The sequence below is a fragment of the Cognatundibacterium curvum genome (genome assembly GCF_014284235.1).
Taxonomy (GTDB): Bacteria; Pseudomonadota; Gammaproteobacteria; order Burkholderiales; family Burkholderiaceae_D; genus Undibacterium; species Undibacterium curvum.
This window is the reverse complement of sequence record NZ_JACOGD010000005.1, coordinates 287,818-308,237: the sequence shown is the minus strand read 5'-3', so window position 1 is coordinate 308,237 and position 20,420 is coordinate 287,818. Positions and strand designations below refer to the sequence as shown.

Sequence of the window (20,420 nt, the reverse complement as noted above, 5' to 3'; positions counted from 1 at the left end):
CCTTTACCGGAAAATTATTTTTTGGATGTCTTGCGGATTTCTTTTTCATCCTGCCACTCGATCGAACCTTCTTCGATGTCGTACAGTTTCAGAGTCATTTTGTAGAACACATCTTTAGTCGTCGCGTTCTGCTTAACGATGGAAACGATTTCACCTTCCAGTGAGTATTTCGCTGCAGTCATATTGCCGATTTTTGCCTTACCCTGCGCTTTGTACAGACCACTCTGATTCTGGCGCTGCAGCTCATCCACACCTTGCTGCATTTCGTCGGCACTGCGGGTGAATTTCACTTTCTTACTTTTCACCAGTGCAGTCTGAATACTGTTCATGATCGACTTGGTATCGATGTATTCGCTGGTCTTGTTACGCACGCCGGCCAGTGTCAAAGTTGGACGATTGGCGAGTACCGGATCTTCCAGCAAAGAGCCCACCATTTTTTCTGCAATCATTTGCAGGTCGGTAGAACCGAATTCATTGGTGACCGTTTCTACCGCTTTGTTATCGCCATAGCTAACCTGACGCGCAAGGCTGACCGTCGGTTGCGACAACTTGGTCTGGCACGCAGTCAGCGAAACGCCAGCCAGCGCCAGCAGACAAATCATTTTGGACAATTTTACGAACTGTTTCATGGATATATTCCTTAGATTAATTTCTGGCTCTGAACTCAGCGTGGCTCAGCACTCATTTCAATTTTGAAGTCACTTGCCTGTGGACCGTAGGCTGTGCCCTTGATCAGCTGGCTCTGACGGCCGAGTATGGTCAGCGGTTTCCAGACTTCACCATCACCAACCTGCATACCCGCTGCATCGGTCCAGCGGAAGCGGTAGTACACACGCACATCTTTGTCGGTCAGATTCAGCATCTCAGCCTGTACCACCATCACATCATTACGACGCTGCGAGCGCAGATCCACGACCTGCACCCCTTCCAGTGTGCCACGTACCATCAGCTTGGCAGCGATACCAGCCGAAGAGGCATTCGGAATATCATTAGCGGCCTGAACCGGAGCCATCCAGCACGCAGCGAGTACAGCGCTGATTGCGATTAAACGGGCATTTTTCAACATGTCTTATCCTTTGCGACGACAATTAATTGGTTTTTACAGCAGTTGCGCCAGTATTCGTGGTGCCTTGTGCTGGTTTAGGTTTAACGACGTTTTTCTTTGCTGCCGGTTTCGCATCTTGTGCGGTAGTGGCAGGTTTGTCTTCGACCTGAGCGACTGGTGTTATCGTGCCAAATTTGGCTAAGTCACCCAGATAGGTTTTGTTTTGATACAAACGGACCGGCACCACCATATAGCGACCATCGACCGAGATTTTACTGGTTTCGCCGGGACGACCGGTGAAGTTTACGTCGTAATCACCAGGTGGCAAAAAGGCGCGCGCCACGAAGACGCGCTCAGGCAGACTGCGCCACAGGCGGTCATCGGCATTGCTCTCGGTTGCCGCCACTGCGATGTTGGCAGCCAATCCGGCTAAGGCACCAAAGTTTTTATTGATCTGATCCTGCGCCACACCTTTCACCGCTGCGCGGATCGCAGCGCGGGTATAAATGCCTGGCAGTTCATCTTTCAAGGCACGGCGTGCCATCACATTAAAATCAGTAATCAAAGCAGTCGGCAGATTCTGATTGCCCACCTGGATGGTATTGATCTGCGGTGCATCCTTGTCTGGATAAATCACCGGGAAAGCCAGCGACATCGTAATCAGCCCACGTCCGGTAGGAATAGGCAAAGTCAGTTTTTTCGATTGACGCGCAGGTGAATTACCGGCTTCGACCACGAACAACACATCGGTCACACCTTTCTTGCGACGGAAACTGGTACGCTGATCCAGCCCCTTCAAGCCCTCTTCCAGCACCGGCAATTCCGGACGCAATTCAATCGCTTTACGATAACCGGGAGCAGCCAGGCCAGGCTCGTTGAGCGCCTCATACACAAAGCCGGACAGATAATGGCTGAGCGCATTCTGGTAACCGTTTTTCAGCTTCAGGACTTCCGGATCATTCAGGGTTTCGACCGGATAGCCATTCAATTCTTTATTGCCTGTGCTGACGCCTTTGGATTTGGCTTCTTCTTCCGCCGCCACAGTTTCTTTGGAGCGGAATTCTGCAATCACCGCTTCACGTTCATGCGTGCGTTTGATGTCTACCCGCGCTGTATCCAGGTCACCCAGATTGATACGGTTCATCGCCATACGGATAGTCAACATCACTTTTTCGTAATCCTGACCTTCATAATCGCGGCTGGCATCTCCCATCAGGGTCGCGCCTATCTGCGCCATCAGTTTTTGCGGATTACTCTTGGCATTCTCTTCCCACTCTTTAACCTTGGCATCCGCCACATTCAGGGCATTCAGGCTGTCCTGATAGCGCTTGCCTATGCGCATTAACTCGCCTTTTTCCAGATTCAGCAGCAAGTCATTTTCATTCTTGCCCTGCGTCTGCGCCTCAACCTGCTTAATCGCATCTTCAATCTGACCGGTTTTAGCAACCGCCAGAGAAGCAGCTACTTTGCTATCGTGGGTAGGAGTGGTCACGCAACCCGTGAGTACGAGTGCCGCTACCAGCGGAGTCACTGCAAAATTAGAAATGCGCATAGTTTTCTGGAAGGAAAGGGAAATAAAGAGAAACAATTGAGAGAGGCAAGATTGTCAAAATACAACAATTTCACATGAGCATAGGATTATATGTAAAACAAGTTTTTTTACATTATCAAGATACTAATTAATTACGTAGAATTGTAATTATTTGTAAAAAATTTAAGCCAACTCAATTCCATCCTCAAACCCACTACTTATTTCCCCTTGAACTAAGCCCAGACACCCGTCACAGAAAATGGCATTTAGTCCTGGCATGGGTCCAGAGGCGGAGCTGCTGCCAGCCAGCGATCCAGCTGCCACATCAGATCCGGCAGATAAGCATGATCTGGGCTGCGCAAGCCATGATCTGCACCTGGAAAGACACAGGTTCGCCACTGTGCGGGCACAGGCTTAACTATTTGTTGCAATTTAGCCTGGGCATCTTTTGGAATCAGTGCATCCGCGTCCCCGTAGGCCCATAACACTGGCCCCTTCCATGCACGCAGATTGCTGAGGTGATCGACCGCACGAATTTCCGACCAATAGCGCCAGCTGCGGCCATGGATCAGACTGCGATCCGGATCGGATGGCGTGCTACTCAACGCTGCCTGCAATTGCTTCCATCCTGAGTGCATATGGGCGTAAGCACGGGCCAGCGTCTGATAGGTGCCCATCGCACCATCCCCACTATGCGCCAGCAACACCAGGTGGGTAGCGGCGGGCAGCGCCAGCGCCAGCACCGGGGCCAGCTCTGCGCCCTCAGAAATACCCATCATTACCACGCGTATGGTTTTATTGGACGGTGCTTGTGCCAGCTGAAAACGGATGAACTCCAGCTGATCCGCGTGCCAGCGGCTGAAATGATCGTCTTGTACAAACGCACTGCTGCAATCACTGCCATCATCCTGCGCGCCGACATGGCGCTTCTGTAATAACCAGAGACGGCTGACGCCAGACTCGCCTTCCAGTCCACGGAAATAGCCGGGTAAATAGCGCCCCATACTCGCACAGCCAGAACCGCCAACGACGAAGATCCAGTTTTCAAAGCTGGCATCCGCGGCCTGCACAAAGCTGTTCTGCGAGTGTTCACCCTTATCCAGATAAAAATAACTCGCATAAGCGCCATCCGCAAACCGGAACGATAAGCTCTGCACCGTGCTTGCTGCCTGTGCCTGCGCTGGCAGCAGCAAGAAGCAGCAGCATGTCAGAGCAGCTTGCAGGCAACGTGCGAGATAAATGAAAAGCTGAGGGTGCAAAGCGGATCTCTCCTGTTTGTATTTTGCAAGTGTTTCCAATTCCAGCAAGGCAGGCGATGAGCACGCAGCATCGCTGGCGAACTCGGCAGCAGGTATGCACATAGTGCTTTACCGCAGCCCGACACCATACGGCGCAGCGAGTTCTACCCCCTGCCAGTCTGGCTGTCAAGACTGGCGCAAAGCCGCAAATTGCGTATCATCAGCGCCTTCATTGCTTTTTTATGTCTGGATGCTGGATTTATGTTGCCTTCAATTGAACAAAGACTTGCCGTAGAACTCGTTGCCAAACCAGTACAGGTAGCAGCCGCTGTCGCCCTGCTGGATGAAGGTGCAACCGTGCCGTTCATCGCGCGTTACCGTAAAGAAGTCACCGGTGGCCTGGACGATACCCAGTTACGTTTGCTGGAAGAACGCCTGCGTTATCTGCGCGAACTGGAAGACCGCCGTGCAGCCATCATCGCCTCGATTGATGAACAGGGCAAAATGACACCGGAACTGCTGGCTGCAGTCAGCCTGGCGGAAGATAAAACCCGGCTGGAAGATCTCTACCTGCCTTACAAACCTAAGCGCCGCACTAAAGCACAGATCGCGGTGGAAGCCGGTTTGCAACCGCTGGCCGACGCCTTGCTCGCCAACCCGAGCTTGCAACCGGAAACCGAAGCAGCCGCTTATCTGAAGCCCGCCTTCACCACCGCCAATGGTGACAATCCCGGTGTGGCCGATGCCAAAGCAGCGCTGGATGGTGCACGTCAGATCCTGATGGAGCGTTTTGCCGAAGATGCGACTCTGCTGCAAACCCTGCGTGAATATCTGAATGAACACGGCATCGTGGAATCCAAAGTGGTGGAAGGTAAGCAGGATGCAGGCGAAAAGTTTGCCGATTATTTCGATTACTCAGAAACGCTGGGCACTATTCCTTCGCACCGTGCGCTGGCCTTGTTCCGTGGTCGTCGTGAAGAAATGCTGACGGTCACATTGCGCCTTGACAGTGAAGAAGAAAAACCAAAATGGGATGCGCCACTGAATCCTTGCGAAGGTCGCATCGCTGCACGCTTTGGCATCAGCCAGAAAGACCGCCCGGCGGATAAATGGCTGGCCGATACCGTACGCTGGGCCTGGCGCGTTAAGGTGTTCATGCATCTGGAAACCGAGCTCATGGGCAAGCTGCGTGAACAGGCAGAAATCGAAGCGATCAATGTTTTTGCCCGTAATCTGAAAGACTTATTATTGGCAGCGCCAGCTGGACCACGCGCCACCATGGGTCTGGATCCTGGCTTGCGTACCGGCGTCAAAGTAGCCATCGTCGATGCGACAGGTAAGGTGATGGAACATGCCACGATTTACCCGCATCAGCCACGCAATGACTGGGATGGCTCGCTACATACGCTGGCAAAACTGGCAGAAAAATATCAGGTATCGCTGATCTCTATCGGGAATGGCACGGCCTCACGCGAAACCGACAAACTGGCGCAGGATCTGATCAAGCTCAAGCCTGAACTGAAGCTGACTAAAATCGTGGTATCTGAAGCGGGTGCGTCGGTCTATTCCGCTTCGGAATTCGCGTCTAAAGAATTGCCGGATCTGGATGTATCCATCCGTGGTGCGGTATCGATTGCACGTCGCCTGCAAGACCCGCTGGCGGAGCTGGTTAAGATTGATCCGAAATCCATCGGCGTCGGTCAGTATCAGCATGACGTCAGTCAGACTCAGCTGGCTCGCTCGCTCGATGCAGTGGTGGAAGACTGCGTGAATGCGGTCGGTGTCGATGTCAATACCGCCTCTGCGCCTTTATTGGCGCGGGTTTCCGGCCTGTCCGCGAGCGTCGCACAAAGCATAGTCAATTACCGCGATGCCAAAGGCATGTTCAGCGCACGCGCCGATTTGCGCGCCGTGCCACGCCTGGGTGACAAGACCTTCGAACAAGCCGCTGGTTTCTTGCGCGTGATGAATGGCAGCAATCCGCTCGATGCCTCTGCCGTCCATCCGGAATCCTATCCGCTGGTAGAAAAAATCCTGGCTGATATACAGAAGGATGTGAAGGCCGTCATCGGTGACAGCAGTCTGTTGAAGAGCCTGAATCCTACGCGCTATGCCGATGAAAAATTCGGTGTACCGACTGTCACCGACATCCTGAAAGAGCTGGAAAAACCAGGCCGTGATCCGCGTCCTGAATTCACCACCGCGACCTTCAAGGATGGCGTGGAAGACATCAAGGATTTGCGCCCGGACATGATACTGGAAGGCGTGGTCACCAACGTTGCAGCCTTCGGCGCCTTCGTCGATATCGGTGTGCATCAGGATGGACTGGTCCATATTTCTGCGCTGTCGTCGACCTTCGTCAAAGACCCGCACACCGTGGTCAAGGCGGGTCAGGTAGTTAAAGTGAAAGTACTGGAAGTGGATGTTAAACGTCAGCGTATCGCCCTCACCATGCGCCTGTCTGACAGCGCACCGCAAGCCGGCAGCAAACCGGAACAGCGTGGTGACCGGCAAGATGCGAAGCGTTTGAATCAGCATCAGTCACGCAATCAGGCGGCCGCACCGGCCAACAATGCGATGGCGGCAGCGTTTGCTAAATTACGCGGCTAATACAGAGCGAATATCGGCAGACTGGTTCCAGTTGCGCAGATGAAGCGCACATGCCTGAGCACAAAGTAACAAGCTAAGCGACAGATTGCCCTGCAGTCTGTCGCTTTTTTCTTTCAGTCCCGGCGCTGCTGTGACTCTCCCTTTCCTCACCCTCCTACACTGTGTCAACTCTGCTCAGCGCTGACACAGTGTCACCTGGGACAGTGTTCCATTATGTGACAGTCGCAGCGCATCACAGCGCCCCAATACGCCAGGCAGATCGCCTTGAAACCCTTATCTGTATTGGCTTTGCAAGAATAAGCCTGACTGGCACAGGCTTTGCACTAAGTCATGCGTGCTTGCACAAATTCCAGGACCACACTGCTTCACAAGTTAGCTTAGCCAAAGCTAGCCGGTGAATGGTGGCAATTCACAATAAAGGAGACATAACATGACAATGGCAGACCTGAGCAAACTGGGTATCAAGAATCCGTTTAAAACACGTTACGACAACTTCATCGGTGGCCGCTTTGTGCCACCCGTCAGTGGCGAATATTTTGAAAACATCAGCCCGATTATCGGCAAGGCCTTTTGCGAAGTAGCGCGCTCCACCGCAGCGGATGTAGAACTGGCACTGGATGCCGCCCATGCCGCAAAAACTGCGTGGGGCAAAACCTCACCGGCTGAACGTGCGCAGATACTCAATAAAATCGCGGACCGCATGGAAGCCAACCTGAGCGTGCTGGCTACCGCAGAAACCATAGACAACGGCAAACCAATACGCGAAACCATGGCCGCGGATATTCCGCTGGCGATTGATCATTTCCGCTATTTCGCCGGTTGCATCCGTGCGCAAGAAGGCTCAGTCTGCCAGATCGATGCAGAAACCTATGCGTATCACTTCCATGAACCATTGGGTGTGGTGGGTCAGATTATTCCCTGGAATTTCCCTATCCTGATGGCGGTCTGGAAGCTGGCTCCGGCGCTGGCAGCAGGCAATTGCGTGGTGCTGAAACCAGCGGAGCAAACACCGTCCTCAATCTTAGTGCTGATGGAACTGATCCAGGATTTGCTGCCAGCGGGCGTGGTGAATGTGGTCAATGGCTTTGGTCTGGAAGCCGGTAAGCCACTGGCTTCCAGCAAACGCATCGCCAAAATTGCGTTCACCGGCGAAACCGGTACCGGTCGTCTGATCATGCAATATGCGGCACAGAATCTGATTCCGGTCACGCTGGAATTGGGCGGAAAATCGCCCAATATTTTCTTTGCCGATGTGATGGATCAGGATGATGCCTTCTTTGATAAATGTCTGGAAGGCTTTGCGATGTTTGCGCTGAACCAGGGTGAAGTCTGCACCTGCCCATCACGCGTGCTGATACAGGAATCCATCTACGAGCGTTTCATCGCACGCGCGGTGGCACGGGTAGCGGCGATCAAACAGGGCAGCCCGCTGGATGCCAGCACGATGATAGGTGCGCAGGCTTCGCAAGAGCAGCTGGAAAAAATCCTGTCCTATCTGGATATCGGCAAACAGGAAGGCGCAACGGTGCTGGCTGGCGGCGCACGTCAACAACTGGATGGTGATCTGGCAGGTGGCTACTATGTGCAGCCGACCATTTTTAAAGGTCATAACAAGATGCGTATCTTCCAGGAAGAAATCTTTGGACCGGTGGTCTCGGTGACTACCTTCAAAGATGAAGAAGAAGCGTTGGCGATAGCCAATGACACGCTGTATGGTCTGGGTGCCGGTGTCTGGACCCGCGATGGCAGCCGCGCCTTCCGCGTGGGACGTGGCATACAGGCAGGCCGGGTCTGGACCAACTGCTACCATCTGTATCCGGCCCATGCAGCGTTTGGCGGCTACAAGCAATCCGGTATCGGTCGTGAAAATCACAAGATGATGCTGGATCACTATCAGCAAACTAAAAATCTGCTGGTCAGCTACAACCCGAATGCGCTGGGATTTTTCTGAGCTGAGTTAAGTATCTCAGCATAGTAGCGCTGAGATATTGAAATACGCCGTAGCTGCGCTCTTTACAGCAGCTACGGTTTTCATTTTCCTGCAGCGGACTTGCTAAGCATCCGGGTCCGTACTGCGCTGCACTGAGGAGCTGATTATGTCTGCCAGTCCGAAACGCGTCGTGGCCACCGCCGCCACGCTGGAATTGATACACCAGCTGCGTCTGCGCTATGGAGAGTTACTGTTTTTCCAGTCAGGCGGATGTTGCGATGGCAGCTCACCGCTGTGTTATCCACGTAATGAATTTCAAATCAGTGACAGCGATGTCTATCTGGGCAGCATAGGCGATGTTCCTTTTTTTATGGGGCAGGAACAATTTGCTTATTGGGAGCACACCCAGCTGATCATCGATGTAGTCGAAGGCATGGGTGGGATGTTTTCTCTGGATAATGGAACCGGTAAACGCTTCCTGACCCGCTCGCGCTTATTCAGTGATGAAGAGTTCGGACAACTGATTCTGCCAGCGCGTCCTGCACTCTGATCGAAATTGAATAATGGATTTCTGCGCAGTTCAGCCACGCCCTAACTTACGATAAATCGTATTACGCGAAATACCCAGCATCCTGGCGGCGGCCGTCACATTGCCCTGACATTGAGCCAAGGCCTGCTGTATCAATCCCAGCTCCTGAGCTGCCAGGCCCGTATCTGACGCAGATGCTGGCAATGGCGGTGTTAAGTCTGCTTGCGCGACCGGCTCGATGGATGTGGGCACGACATCTTCCAGAAAATCCTGAGGGCAGTGTTGCAGACCAATCTCGGATTCTCCTTCCGCCAGTCGCAAGGCCGTGCGCAGTAAATTACTTAATTGACGGATATTGCCGGGCCAGGGATGTCGCTCAAATACCTGCATCAGTGCCGGATGTATGTGCATATGCGCTGCATCCTCCTGTTGCAGTATGCGTGACACCATCTGCGTCAGATCGCTGCGGTCGCGCAGTGCTGGCAACTTCAGCACATAGCCGTTCAGACGATAATACAAATCTTCACGGAACTGCTTAGTTGCGATCATTTGCTTCAGGGGCTGGTTGGTTGCACAAATAATGTCGATATCGACTTTCGTGCTGCCAGCGCCACCCAGCGGCGTCACACTGCGCTCCTGCAACACACGCAACAGGCGCGCCTGCAAATGCAAAGGCATGTCCCCTATCTCATCTAAAAACAGGGTGCCGCCATTGGCCTGCAACAGCTTGCCGCGACTACCTTTTTTACGGGCTCCGGTAAAGGCACCCTCCTCGTAACCAAACAATTCTGATTCGATCAGAGACTCGGGAATCGCAGCACAATTCACCGCCACGAACGGGCCATGACGACGTGCGGACGCCTGGTGTATGGCCTGCGCCAGCCAGTCCTTGCCGGTACCGGTTTCTCCGGTAATCATCAAGGGGATGCCACGGTCTATCACTTTACGCAAACCGTTGATCAACGCTGCGACCAGCGCATCACCGCCAGCCAGTTGCTGCAGGCTCAGTCCCTGTGCGGCAGGCTGCTCAGTTCTTTCTGTCACCGTGTGATCTGCTGCCAGATTGACGCCGGCTGACAGCAGCGTCCCCGGATGCTCACGACACTGCGCATATACCTTCATCCCATTCGGTAAAGCCAGCGTAATCAAACTACTGCCACTGCGCCGGCACAAATCGAGACAAGAAGACAGCGGCATACCAAACAAAGAACTGAAGGTATGGGTTTGTAAGGCTGAGACCGGCAAGCCCAGCTGGAATAAGGCACTGCGGCTGGCGGCCTGAAAACGCCCGTCAGACGTAAAGCAGGCGATGCCCTCCATCAGCGTCCCCAGAAATTCCGGGCGGCTGTGAAAATGGATTTTGACCGCATTCTGAAATGCCGCGCTGAACATCTGATTTTCTATCATCTGCGCCGACATTCTGACCAGCGCCATGGTATGCCGGTGAAAGTGATGCTGATCGCCAGTCACATCCAGCACACCGATTACCTGTCCCTGCGCGTCAAAAATCGGCGAAGCAGAACAGGTCAGAAACTGATTCGCAGACAGATAATGCTGATCTGCATGAATCACGGTAGGCGTCTGTGCGGCGATAGCGGTGCCTATCGCATTAGTTCCCTTACTCTGCTCAGACCAGGCCACACCGGGGTTCAGTGCGACCTGATCGGCTTTTTCCAGGAAATCTGCATCGCCCAGGGTATGCAGTATCAGGCCGCGTGCATCGGTCAGCACCACCATGTGGTGGGTGTTGACGATCTGTTCATACAGGGAGTCCATCACTGGTGCTGCATGACGGAACAACAGGCGGTTCTGTTCCAGCACCAGTTGCAAATCAGCTTTACCCAGGCAGGCATAATCCGGCGAATCCTGCCGCCCCAGCCCGAAAGCGGCGGAGCGCTGATGCGCCAGTTCTATATCTTGCTGAACGTGCACTCCCGGCATCAAGCCCCAGGCGCGTGCTGCATGCGTATCACCAAGCTGTTGCATGTTTGTCTCCTCTTTCAAGGTGATCCCGTATCCGTACCAAGACGCAGGGACTCTGATTCAGGGACTCTAACACCAAACCGTAGCACATAGAAAAGCAGCTTTGTGGCGCCGCACAAATTCCGATGTCCGCTGTGTATTCCGGTCTTTGCCATGCTTTATCAGCAGCAAGACGGCCAGCGTGAAAATCTGGGATAATGCGGAAATTCGTTTTTAAAGGAAACTGCCATGAGCGACGTACAAAGCTGGATCAAAGAAACCGTAACCCAAAACCCTGTTGTGCTGTTTATGAAGGGAACTGCGCAGTTCCCACAATGCGGCTTTTCTGGCCGTGCTGTTCAATTGTTGAAAGCCTGTGGCGCGCAAAATCTGGTAACCGTCAATGTGCTGGAAGATGCAGCTGTGCGTCAGGGCATCAAAGACTTTTCTAACTGGCCAACTATTCCTCAGTTATACATCAAGGGTGAATTCATTGGTGGTTCTGACATCATGAATGAAATGTTCGAGAACGGCGAACTGCAATCCCTGTTGAAAGACTGATTCTATGTCGGCCGCCATCCCCCGCAAACGTCTGATTATCGCCATCACTGGCGCGACAGGGGCGGTGTATGGCGTGCGCCTGCTACAAATTTTGCGCACGCTGCCTGAAGTCGAAACCCATGTCATGGTGTCCGAGGCCGGTGTGCTCAATATCCATCAGGAATTAGACCTCAAGCGCAAAGATGTCGAAGCGCTGGCCGATGTGGTGCACAATGTGCGCGATGTCGGCGCCAGCATAGCCAGCGGCTCTTTCCTGTCCGATGGCATGATCATCGCACCGTGCTCCATGAAAACACTGGCAGCGGTCGCCCACGGCTTATCGGATAACCTCATCACACGCGCTGCCGATGTGGTACTCAAAGAACGCCGCCGCCTGGTCCTGATGGTCAGGGAAACACCGTTTAATCTCGCACACCTGCGCAATATGACCGCAGTCACAGAAATGGGCGGCGTCATTTTCCCGCCGCTACCCGGTTTTTACCAACGCCCGCAAAGCATAGAAGAAATGGTAGACCATACGGTAGGCCGGGTGCTCGATATGTTCGCTGTCGACCACCAACTCACACCGCGCTGGGCAGGATTGAAGAGCTAAGTTTACTCCTCAGCACGGTAGCTCAGTGTTCATGCATCTGCATTCTTGTATAGATACACGCCAGCGAATGCATGTTGCTCCCATTCACTCAGTCATAGGATGTGCTTGGAATCGCTGGTATTGCGCCCTGTATCACACTGGGTGCGGTAACTATTCTGCTCACTTTATTTTTAGCGTCAGCCCCGGTCGTGGCGGCATATCGCATCGTGCAATGCCGTTGCTGTCGGCGCTGGCTGGCCGTAATAGAAGCCCTGCGCCGCAGAGCAGCCAAGCTGCTGTAAGACCGCAGCCTGTTGCCAGGTTTCCACACCTTCTGCGGTTACCTCCAATTCCAGGCTGCCAGCCATTTTCAGCATCACGCTAACCAGACCATGATCACGCGCATTACCCGGTAAGGCGAGGATAAACGAGCGGTCAATTTTGATGCGTGAGACAGGCAGATGCTTGAGTAAGGCCAACGATGAATAACCGGTACCGAAATCATCGATAGCGACGCTGACCCCGAGTTCACGCAAACCACTGACTATGCCACGGCTGCGCTGAAAATCCTGCAAGACGGATTCTGTAATTTCGATTTCCAGCTGATGTGCAGGCACCTGCCAGCGGCGCAATGCAAGCTCCACCGATGCCAGAAAATCGTCCTGCAAAAACTGTTTTGGTGACACATTCACGGCCATCACCAATGCAGTTCCGGTTGCCTCGGTCCATTGACTCAGCTGCTGCAGGGCAGTATCCAATACCCAGCTGCCTATGCTCTGTATCTGTCCACTCTCTTCGGCGATGCGGATGAACTGATCCGGCAGTAATACGCCGGATACAGGATGATTCCAGCGTATCAGGGCCTCAAAACCGGACAAACGTTCGTTTGCCATGCTAAATACAGGTTGGTAGTACAGTTCCAGCTCCTGTCGCTCCAATGCATGGTGCAAACCCTGCTCCAGATTCAGGCGGGTCCGCACCGTGTCGGTCATATCGCTGGTGTAGACGCAGATTCTGCCCTTGCCCTGGCGCTTGGCCTCATACATCGCACTGTCAGCGGCACTCAGGATTTCACTTAATCCTGCCCCATCTTGTGGAAAGGTCGCGATACCGATGCTGGCACTGATACGGAACTGGTGTTCATCAATGCGTATCGTTACTGATAAAGCTTGCAGTATTTTCTCTGCAACCAGCCTGCCATCGCTTTGTTGAGTCAGGTTAGGGACGATCACGACAAACTCATCTCCACCCAGCCGTATCGCTTCATCATATCGTCGTATCTGGCCTGAGATACGATGCGCGGCTTCCTGTAGCAGACGGTCACCGATGTGGTGCCCCATGGAGTCATTTATCGCCTTAAAACCATCAAGATCGATAAATATAATCGCCACATTGCCACCATTAACCTGGCTGAGCGACATTTCCTGCGCCAGTCTCTGATCCAGCAGGTAGCGGTTTCCCATCCCTGTCAGCGGATCATGAAAAGCCAGATGCTCCAATTGCCGCTCTGCTTCGCGGATAAAGCTGATATCAGAAATGGACACGACGATCTGCTGCGTCTGCCCCTGCTCATTACGCACCACACATACGTGCTGCAGGATAGAAATCTGACTGCCATCCTGACGTTTGCAACGTGCCTCCCCGGTCCAAAAACCAGGTTCACTGACTGCAATCGCAGAATAAGACGGGTCACTTTCTCGTCTGACCAGCAAAAAATCATCGGGATGCAGGCCCATAATTTGTTGCTCTGAAAACCGGGTCATCTGGAAAAATGCAGGATTAGCGCTCACAACCCGGCAATCAGCATCCAGTATCAGCATACCCTCGACCGCCTCACTGAAAACAACGCTGGCCTGGCGTAACTGGTCTTCCATCGTTTTACGTAAGCTGATGTCGCGAACCGCACCAATTAACACCGGCTCACCATTCAAATTACAGGTCAGTTTTCCATAGATTTCTATCCAGGCGAGCTCCTGTCCGCTACGCGGTATGCAAAAGGTATCACTGAAGAAATCTGTCTGCTGAAACCAGTGGCTGAGCCTGTCCCGGTCCCGCTCAGTCACCAGACGGAGCAGGTCCGTCAGGCTGCTTTGAAATGGTCGTAAGCCACCACCAACGATCTCAAAAAAACGCTCATCCCCTTCCAGTTTGTCATGCTGACGTGACCATTGCCAGCTCCCTAATTGAGCTGCATCCAATGCCATCGTCAGGCGCTGCTCTGAAGCCGCCAGCATGCCTTCAGCATTATGACGAGAGCGTGCAACCTGTATGACCGCCATTAACTCTTTGGACTCAAAAGGCTTCATCACATAGCCGAATGGTTTAACATTCGCAGCGCGGCTGACAGTCAGATCATCGGCGTAGGCAGTCAGAAAAATCACCGGCAACTTCCAACGCCGGGAGATCATCTCGCAGGCGTCTATCCCATCGGTATCACCATCGATGTGTATATCCATCAAAATCAGGCTGGGCTGATTCTGTTGCACCACGTTTAGCGCCTCGGTAAAGCTAGTCGCGATAGACAGCACCTGATGCCCCATTTCCATCAGACTTTGTTGCAAGTCTAATGCGACTACTGGTTCATCTTCCACAATCAGGATACATTCAGCCTGCATAGTTGTACTCCTGCCCGATTGCCGGGATACGGATTGAGATAGTGGTACCCAGTGAGCTGCTCTGTGTCAGCAACTCCGCGTGTAACTGGTGTACAAACATAGGAATCAGCTGACTGCCTAGCCCGTAGCTGGACTTCCATTGAAAGCCAGGCGGCAAGCCGCAGCCATTGTCACGTACGACAATGCAGATACTGTCATGCTCCAGTACGACGCGTATCACGATGATCCCTTCCTCAGTCTGGGAAAACGCGTGTTTGACTGCATTGAGTAACAACTCATTGACTGCTAAACCGCAAGGTATCATTCTCTGCATATCCAGACTGACACCTTGCGAATGGTCCTCCAGCCTGAGCTGTATTCCCTTCCGCTCAATACCATACATAGACACAGATAAGCTGATCAGGCTTTTCAGAAAATCGGACAAGCCGACTTCCGACATATCACTGGACTCGTACAATAACTGATGGATCAGCGCCATCGCCTTTATCCTGCCCTGACTTTCAGCGAGCGCCGAGGCAACTTCTGTGCTTGCTTTGCGTGCTTGCAGGTTAAGCAGGCTGGAGACGATCTGTAAATTATTTTTTACACGGTGATGCACTTCATGCAGTAATACCGTTTTTTCCTCGAGCGCCCGCTCCAACATCTGCAATTGCTGCTTTTGCGGTGAAATGTCCCTGGCCAGCTTACACGCACCAATGACGTGTCCTGCCCTGTCTCTGAGTGGCGAAATCGTGATAGAGATATATACGGTTTGTCCGTTGCGATGAATCCGTTCGGTTTCAAATGAGGCGACTCGCTCACCACTCGCTATGCGCTTCATTATTTGCTGTTCTTCGCTGATTTTCGAGGGTGGAAATATTGTCGTAATCGGCTGGCCGACCATCTCTGAGCAGGAATAGCCTAGCAAACGCTCAGCGGCCGGATTCCAGCTGGTCACCAGGCCATCAAGCGACTTAGTGATAATCGCATCGTCTGAGGATTCAATCACAGAGCGCCATCTTTCCTCTGACTGATATAGCGCAGCTTCACTTTGGTGCCGCTTCATGATGTCGATACCGGACGGTATCAGATGCGTAATTTCACCGGCTTGATTTCTGAGTGGGGCCAGCATGAAATCGATCCAGACCAGCTCACCATTGAGCATACGTACGCGAACATCAAAGCGGGAAATGCCGCCTTGCAGGCAGACCGCTATCACGTCCTTCAGTTGCTGTTGTGTCTCTGGGCAATAAGACCACCAGTAACAATCCCAGAATTTTTTACCGATCACGTCAGATAAACTTATCCCAGCCGCCTCTAATGGGGCACGGTTGGCGTTAATCAGGGTACCGTCCAGATCAAGCACACCGACGAAGGCAAACAGATTATCCAGCACCTGTAACAGGCGTTGCTGACTCTCAGCATGCAACTGATACTGAAAGTCATCGACAGCCGCATCACGGATAAGCGCAAGCACATGACTGACCTTTTGCTGCGCCATGACCGGATAATACGATGCCAGTCGATACAGATAGCTACCATCAGCACGGGGTAGCGATCCCCGGATTTCCTGATTGATCAGCGGGCGTCCGGTATCAATCACAAACTGTAATTTGGGTTCAACCACGTCTGCAGCATGCGGCAAAAATTCGCGCACATGCTTACCCAATTGCTGCTCAAGCTTTAAATGATTCAGCTCTGCATGCCTTGAGTTAATGTATTGCAGATACAGATTTCTGTCTAAAATAGCAACCCCCATTGGAAGCACTTCCATCAAAACAGGAAATATCTGGTGAATATCTTGCTCGGTCAGGCTATGCAAAGCGCCCCCCAGGAGTATGCATTATCGCCAATACAATATATTCCAGGATTGTAAAAATTCAATTATTTTGTTTGATTTTCAGCAAGTTTTCTTTTTTAGGAACATCAGCGTTGCTGCAGACAGATGAATGACAGTAAACGAAAAAGGGATGCCACGGCACCCCTTTCTTTTACTTCCATTTCCAGGTTCTGGTTATTGAAGAATCACAGATTATTCTTCAATAATTCCCACTTCGCTTTTTGCAAAGACCAGACCGTCCAGTCGCCGCGTGGGCCGTGGCCCTGGCCTGGGTAGAGTTGCAGGTTGTAGTCTTTGCCGTTCTGTATCAGCGCATCAATCAGCATGATGGCGTTTTGTGGATGGACATTGTCATCCATAGTGCCATGCATAATCAGGATTTTACCGTGCAGATCTTTAGCGGCTTTGAGCACACTGCCCTTGTCATAGCCTTCTTTATTCTCTGATGGCAGGCCCATATAGCGCTCGGTATAGACGCTGTCGTACAGATGCCAGTCAGTCACAGGCGCGCCGACAAAGCCCAGCTTCCATGCCTTGCTATGCGTCATGGCATACGAGGTCATATAACCGCCATAGCTCCAGCCATTCAGCGCAACGCGGTCCATATCTGCCCATCCTTGCTGACGCAGCCATTCCAGACCATCAAGCTGATCCTGCAATTCAAGCTGGCCCAGTTTTTTATGAATAGGCCAGGCGCTCGCCACACCTTTATTACTGGCGCTGCGGTTATCCAGCACCCATACAATGTAACCTTGCTGAGCGAGGAAGTGATGGTAGAGATCATTGCTCCAGCGATCATTCACCTGCGGTGCCATTGGGCCCGCGTACAAGTGCTGATACACAGGGTATTTTTTCTGAGGATTAAAATCCGGTGGCAGATACAGCAAGCTCTCTAACAAAAAGCCATCGCGCGCCTTGATCTGTTGCTGACTGACTTTAGCCAGTTGCACACCCTTCATAGTCTCAGGCATACCGACATCATCGATCGCGCGCAATGTTTTACCGCTATCACTGAGCAAGGCCTGTTTCGGGGTTTGTTTCAGACTGCTCCAGCTATCAAGGAACATGCTATAGGTCTTGTTCCAGCGCACCTGATGGGTGCCGCTATCCTGCGTCAGCCTTTGCTGAGCTTTGCCATCCAGCCCTATGCTGTACACATCATTACCGATAGGATTACGTTCATTGGCAGAAAACAGTATGCGGCCATTTGCTTCATCCACACCATACACAGTGCGCACATCCCAGTCGCCCTTGGTGACAGCATGCTTCAAGCGGAATTGCTGGTCGTAGCGATACACATGACGGTGACCGGTACGATCTGACTCCCAGACGAAACCACCATCTTTCAGAAAAGTCGGGAAAGGCAGACGCTCAGTCCAGGCCGGGCTGCTTTCATGCACCACGACCTGACTCGCACTGCGCTTGGCATCATACAAACGCAAGTCCAGCCAGGTTTGTACCCTGTCCTGCCAGGAAGCCAGTAAGCGCCCATCCGGTGTCCAGCCTACCTGCACAATCAGGGTTTCCTTGCCGGGATAAGGATTTTCTGTCCAGGCGATTTTGCCTTCTTTATCGATCACGCCTAAACGCACCGTAGGATTCGGATCACCTGCTTTGGGATAACGGGTGCGATCAGTTTTGATGGGCTGCGCATGATCACCACTCAGGGTGTACACCGGCACCTTACTCTCATCGAAATTCAGGAAAGCCAGACGCTTGGAATCCGGCGACCACCAGAACGCACGCAATTTGCCGCGGCCGTAAATCTCTTCCATATAGACCCAGTCCAGCCGTCCATTGAAATTGGTTTCACTGCCATCATGCGTAAGCCGCGTTTCTTTAGCGCTTGCGATATCGGTGATATACATGTCATTGCCCTTAAGGTAGGCAACGGATTGATTATCCGGCGATAAAATCGCCTCGTCTTCGACCTGATCCGGGGTATGCGTCAACTCGCGTGCCTGGGATTTTTGGGTATCCAGCAACCATAAATCATTTTTATAGGTGAACAGATAAGCAGTCTGCCCGGGCGTGATCTGCGCACCTAGCTTTTCAGCCAGTGCCACCTGCTGCTTTTCTTCTATGCCGGCCTGGCGCAAGATCTGCACGATATTGCCATCGACTGCGAGCGCCTGTTTTTCCCAGGTTTGCGGATTCACCACGAATAACTGCACCGCACCGTCTTTGATCTGGGTCTCGATCAGCCGGTTCTGCGCGTCCCAGGACAGGCGCGTCAGCGGACGGGTCTCAAACTTCACTTTTTGCGTCGGGTGATACAACATCTCCAGACTGAGTTTTCCATCCTGCGCAGCGACATTCATCGCAGCAGTCCAAGCAAAAGGCAGGCAAGCCCAAGCCCATATTGTTTTCAATTGACACCTCGGTTGAGTGAAAGACTAAGCTGCAGTTGCCCGCAGATAATGGCGGATATGACCAGTGCAGAGCATAATCGTTCCCTGATCCGGACGACAAGCCATTTCCAGCGGTTTGATGCGGCATAAAAAGCAGCAGAACAAAAGAAAAAACCCACCGTTATTGCTAACGATGGGTTTTTATTGGTGCCGGCTGCCGGAATCGAACTGGCTACCTGATGATTACAAGTCAACTGCTCTACCAAGTGAGCTAAGCCGGCGAAAATCGTTTCGATTATTGCTACATTTTACTGCAGCAGTTCCGAAGACACGTATTATAGGCTACTTTATGATTTTTAGCGAGGGTTTTCCCGGTTTTTTTTGTTCTTTTTCTGTTTCTGCAGCAGAATCCGTATTTTCGCCGGTATTGACTGAAGCCAATCCAAGTCCTGAACGCGGCCGTTGTTCCGGCTCATCAGGCTCACTGGCCTCAGGCACTTCATCGAGTGAGACTTCGAATGCCATGCCCTGGCCGTTTTCGCTGGCATAAACTGCAATGACGTTTCCGACCGGCACATAAATCTCGCGTGAGACACCGCCGAAGCGGGCTTTGAAGCTTACCGCGTCATTGTCCATTTTCAAACCACTGGTTGCGCCAAAGCTGATGTTCAGCACGATTTCGCCATTACGCACAAACTCCATAGGCACTTGTACACCAGCTGCGACTTTGACCGCCATATACGGCGTATAGCCATTGTCGGTGCACCATTCGTAAATTGCCCGCATAAAATAAGGCTTGGTTGAAGTTTCCTGCATCTGTAGTCCTGCTTGATTTGATATATAGAGAATCGAAAGTCTGACACAAAAAGTTAAGGCTGACTTTAGAAAAAAGTCAGCCTTAACATATTTCACATCCTGACCAGCCCTGATTAACGGCGCATCACTTTCTCAGATGGCGTCAATGCTTCGATGTAAGCCGGACGCGAGAAAATACGTTCAGCATATTTCATGATAGGCGCAGCGGTTTTGGACAATTCAATACCGTAGTGATCCAGACGCCACAACAAAGGCGCAACAGCCACGTCCAGCATAGAGAACTCTTCGCCCAGCATGTATTTATTTTTGATAAACAGTGGAGCGAGCTGAGTCAGACGGTCACGAATCTCGGCACGTGCTTTGTCCTGTGCTTTGGCAGATGTCGTGCTCTTGTCGTTTTCCAGCGTATGCACATGAACGAACAACTCTTTTTCGAAGTTGAACAACATCAAACGCGCACGTGCACGTTGCAGCGGATCAGCCGGCATCAGTTGCGGATGCGGGAAACGCTCATCAATATATTCATTGATGATATTGGATTCATACAAGATCAATTCACGTTCGACCAGGATAGGCACCTGACCATAAGGATTCATGGTCGAAATATCTTCCGGTTTGTTGAACAAATCAACATCACGGATTTCGAAATCCATACCTTTTTCAAACAACACCAGACGGCAACGCTGAGAAAATGGGCAAGTTGTGCCCGAATAGAGAACCATCATTTTTATAGTTCCTTAAAAACGATCAGGGCGAGGCACCTTGACGCACCTCACCCTTGGGATTACTCGTCCGCTTACGACGGAGAAAAACGGACGATCTGAAAAATTCCTGTCAGATGT

The 20,420-nt window shown here is 52.1% G+C and carries 15 protein-coding genes and 1 tRNA gene; 5 read left to right on the top strand and 11 right to left on the bottom strand.

The window, feature by feature from the left end:
• Positions 1-14 precede the first annotated feature (14 nt).
• The 4 genes from lpoB to H8K43_RS11560 all read right to left on the bottom strand — a co-directional run bounded on the left by lpoB (position 15) and on the right by H8K43_RS11560 (position 3,733).
• Positions 15-629 (bottom strand): penicillin-binding protein activator LpoB, encoded by a 615-nt coding sequence (gene lpoB / locus H8K43_RS11575; protein WP_222611015.1) that lies wholly within the window; start codon positions 627-629, stop codon positions 15-17.
• A 35-nt stretch (positions 630-664) separates the two neighbouring features.
• Complete coding sequence (locus H8K43_RS11570) at positions 665-1,066, bottom strand: YcfL family putative periplasmic lipoprotein (protein ID WP_186903965.1); 402 nt, start codon at positions 1,064-1,066, stop codon at positions 665-667.
• 22 nt (positions 1,067-1,088) lie between these two features.
• Entirely contained in the window at positions 1,089-2,597 is a 1,509-nt protein-coding gene (locus H8K43_RS11565) for a COG3014 family protein (RefSeq protein ID WP_186903964.1), read from the bottom strand.
• Positions 2,598-2,842: 245 nt separating this feature from the next.
• A complete protein-coding gene (locus H8K43_RS11560; protein WP_186903963.1) occupies positions 2,843-3,733 on the bottom strand; it encodes an alpha/beta hydrolase in 891 nt (296 codons plus the stop codon).
• A 342-nt stretch (positions 3,734-4,075) separates the two neighbouring features.
• Between H8K43_RS11560 and H8K43_RS11555 the strand changes: the two genes are divergently transcribed.
• From H8K43_RS11555 to H8K43_RS11545, 3 genes are all read left to right on the top strand, one after another.
• On the top strand, positions 4,076-6,424 hold the full coding sequence (locus tag H8K43_RS11555; protein ID WP_186903962.1) for a Tex family protein: 2,349 nt from the start codon (positions 4,076-4,078) through the stop codon (positions 6,422-6,424).
• A 430-nt stretch (positions 6,425-6,854) separates the two neighbouring features.
• A complete protein-coding gene (gene adh, locus H8K43_RS11550) occupies positions 6,855-8,375 on the top strand; it encodes an aldehyde dehydrogenase (protein ID WP_186903961.1) in 1,521 nt (506 codons plus the stop codon).
• A 145-nt stretch (positions 8,376-8,520) separates the two neighbouring features.
• Complete coding sequence (locus tag H8K43_RS11545) at positions 8,521-8,904, top strand: DUF779 domain-containing protein (RefSeq protein ID WP_186903960.1); 384 nt, start codon at positions 8,521-8,523, stop codon at positions 8,902-8,904.
• A 30-nt stretch (positions 8,905-8,934) separates the two neighbouring features.
• Here H8K43_RS11545 and H8K43_RS11540 read toward each other — a convergent pair whose 3' ends face one another.
• Positions 8,935-10,869, bottom strand: a complete 1,935-nt coding sequence (locus H8K43_RS11540; RefSeq protein WP_230403877.1) for a sigma-54-dependent Fis family transcriptional regulator — start codon at positions 10,867-10,869, stop codon at positions 8,935-8,937.
• Between the two features lie 225 nt (positions 10,870-11,094).
• Between H8K43_RS11540 and grxD the strand changes: the two genes are divergently transcribed.
• Positions 11,095-11,406, top strand: a complete 312-nt coding sequence (grxD, locus tag H8K43_RS11535; RefSeq protein ID WP_186903959.1) for a Grx4 family monothiol glutaredoxin — start codon at positions 11,095-11,097, stop codon at positions 11,404-11,406.
• Between the two features lie 4 nt (positions 11,407-11,410).
• A complete protein-coding gene (locus H8K43_RS11530) occupies positions 11,411-11,998 on the top strand; it encodes a UbiX family flavin prenyltransferase (protein WP_186903958.1) in 588 nt (195 codons plus the stop codon).
• Positions 11,999-12,174: 176 nt separating this feature from the next.
• On the opposite strand, the gene H8K43_RS11525 is transcribed toward H8K43_RS11530, so the two are convergent.
• The 6 genes from H8K43_RS11525 to H8K43_RS11500 all read right to left on the bottom strand — a co-directional run bounded on the left by H8K43_RS11525 (position 12,175) and on the right by H8K43_RS11500 (position 20,303).
• Positions 12,175-14,592 (bottom strand): two-component system response regulator, encoded by a 2,418-nt coding sequence (locus H8K43_RS11525; protein WP_186903957.1) that lies wholly within the window; start codon positions 14,590-14,592, stop codon positions 12,175-12,177.
• Positions 14,582-16,330: a PAS domain S-box protein gene (locus tag H8K43_RS11520; RefSeq protein WP_186903956.1), complete on the bottom strand. Its 1,749-nt coding sequence runs from the start codon at positions 16,328-16,330 to the stop codon at positions 14,582-14,584. The genes H8K43_RS11525 and H8K43_RS11520 overlap by 11 nt, the downstream gene beginning before the upstream one ends.
• A gap of 266 nt (positions 16,331-16,596) precedes the next feature.
• On the bottom strand, positions 16,597-18,732 hold the full coding sequence (locus H8K43_RS11515; protein WP_186903955.1) for a S9 family peptidase: 2,136 nt from the start codon (positions 18,730-18,732) through the stop codon (positions 16,597-16,599).
• Between the two features lie 235 nt (positions 18,733-18,967).
• Positions 18,968-19,043, bottom strand: a tRNA-Thr gene (locus H8K43_RS11510).
• A gap of 61 nt (positions 19,044-19,104) precedes the next feature.
• Complete coding sequence (locus H8K43_RS11505) at positions 19,105-19,578, bottom strand: ClpXP protease specificity-enhancing factor (RefSeq protein ID WP_186903954.1); 474 nt, start codon at positions 19,576-19,578, stop codon at positions 19,105-19,107.
• Positions 19,579-19,691: 113 nt separating this feature from the next.
• On the bottom strand, positions 19,692-20,303 hold the full coding sequence (locus tag H8K43_RS11500) for a glutathione S-transferase N-terminal domain-containing protein (protein ID WP_162018945.1): 612 nt from the start codon (positions 20,301-20,303) through the stop codon (positions 19,692-19,694).
• Positions 20,304-20,420 lie beyond the last annotated feature (117 nt).

Coding starts and splice junctions, on each gene's coding strand:
- adh (WP_186903961.1), top strand. CDS start 6,855: ATGACAATGGCAGACCTGAGCAAACTGGGTATCAAGAATCCGTTTAAA.
- H8K43_RS11505 (WP_186903954.1), bottom strand. CDS start 19,578: ATGCAGGAAACTTCAACCAAGCCTTATTTTATGCGGGCAATTTACGAA.
- H8K43_RS11540 (WP_230403877.1), bottom strand. CDS start 10,869: ATGCAACAGCTTGGTGATACGCATGCAGCACGCGCCTGGGGCTTGATG.
- H8K43_RS11565 (WP_186903964.1), bottom strand. CDS start 2,597: ATGCGCATTTCTAATTTTGCAGTGACTCCGCTGGTAGCGGCACTCGTA.
- H8K43_RS11545 (WP_186903960.1), top strand. CDS start 8,521: ATGTCTGCCAGTCCGAAACGCGTCGTGGCCACCGCCGCCACGCTGGAA.
- H8K43_RS11520 (WP_186903956.1), bottom strand. CDS start 16,330: ATGGGGGTTGCTATTTTAGACAGAAATCTGTATCTGCAATACATTAAC.
- H8K43_RS11500 (WP_162018945.1), bottom strand. CDS start 20,303: ATGATGGTTCTCTATTCGGGCACAACTTGCCCATTTTCTCAGCGTTGC.
- H8K43_RS11525 (WP_186903957.1), bottom strand. CDS start 14,592: ATGCAGGCTGAATGTATCCTGATTGTGGAAGATGAACCAGTAGTCGCA.
- lpoB (WP_222611015.1), bottom strand. CDS start 629: ATGAAACAGTTCGTAAAATTGTCCAAAATGATTTGTCTGCTGGCGCTG.
- H8K43_RS11555 (WP_186903962.1), top strand. CDS start 4,076: ATGTTGCCTTCAATTGAACAAAGACTTGCCGTAGAACTCGTTGCCAAA.
- H8K43_RS11530 (WP_186903958.1), top strand. CDS start 11,411: ATGTCGGCCGCCATCCCCCGCAAACGTCTGATTATCGCCATCACTGGC.
- H8K43_RS11515 (WP_186903955.1), bottom strand. CDS start 18,732: ATGAATGTCGCTGCGCAGGATGGAAAACTCAGTCTGGAGATGTTGTAT.
- H8K43_RS11570 (WP_186903965.1), bottom strand. CDS start 1,066: ATGTTGAAAAATGCCCGTTTAATCGCAATCAGCGCTGTACTCGCTGCG.
- grxD (WP_186903959.1), top strand. CDS start 11,095: ATGAGCGACGTACAAAGCTGGATCAAAGAAACCGTAACCCAAAACCCT.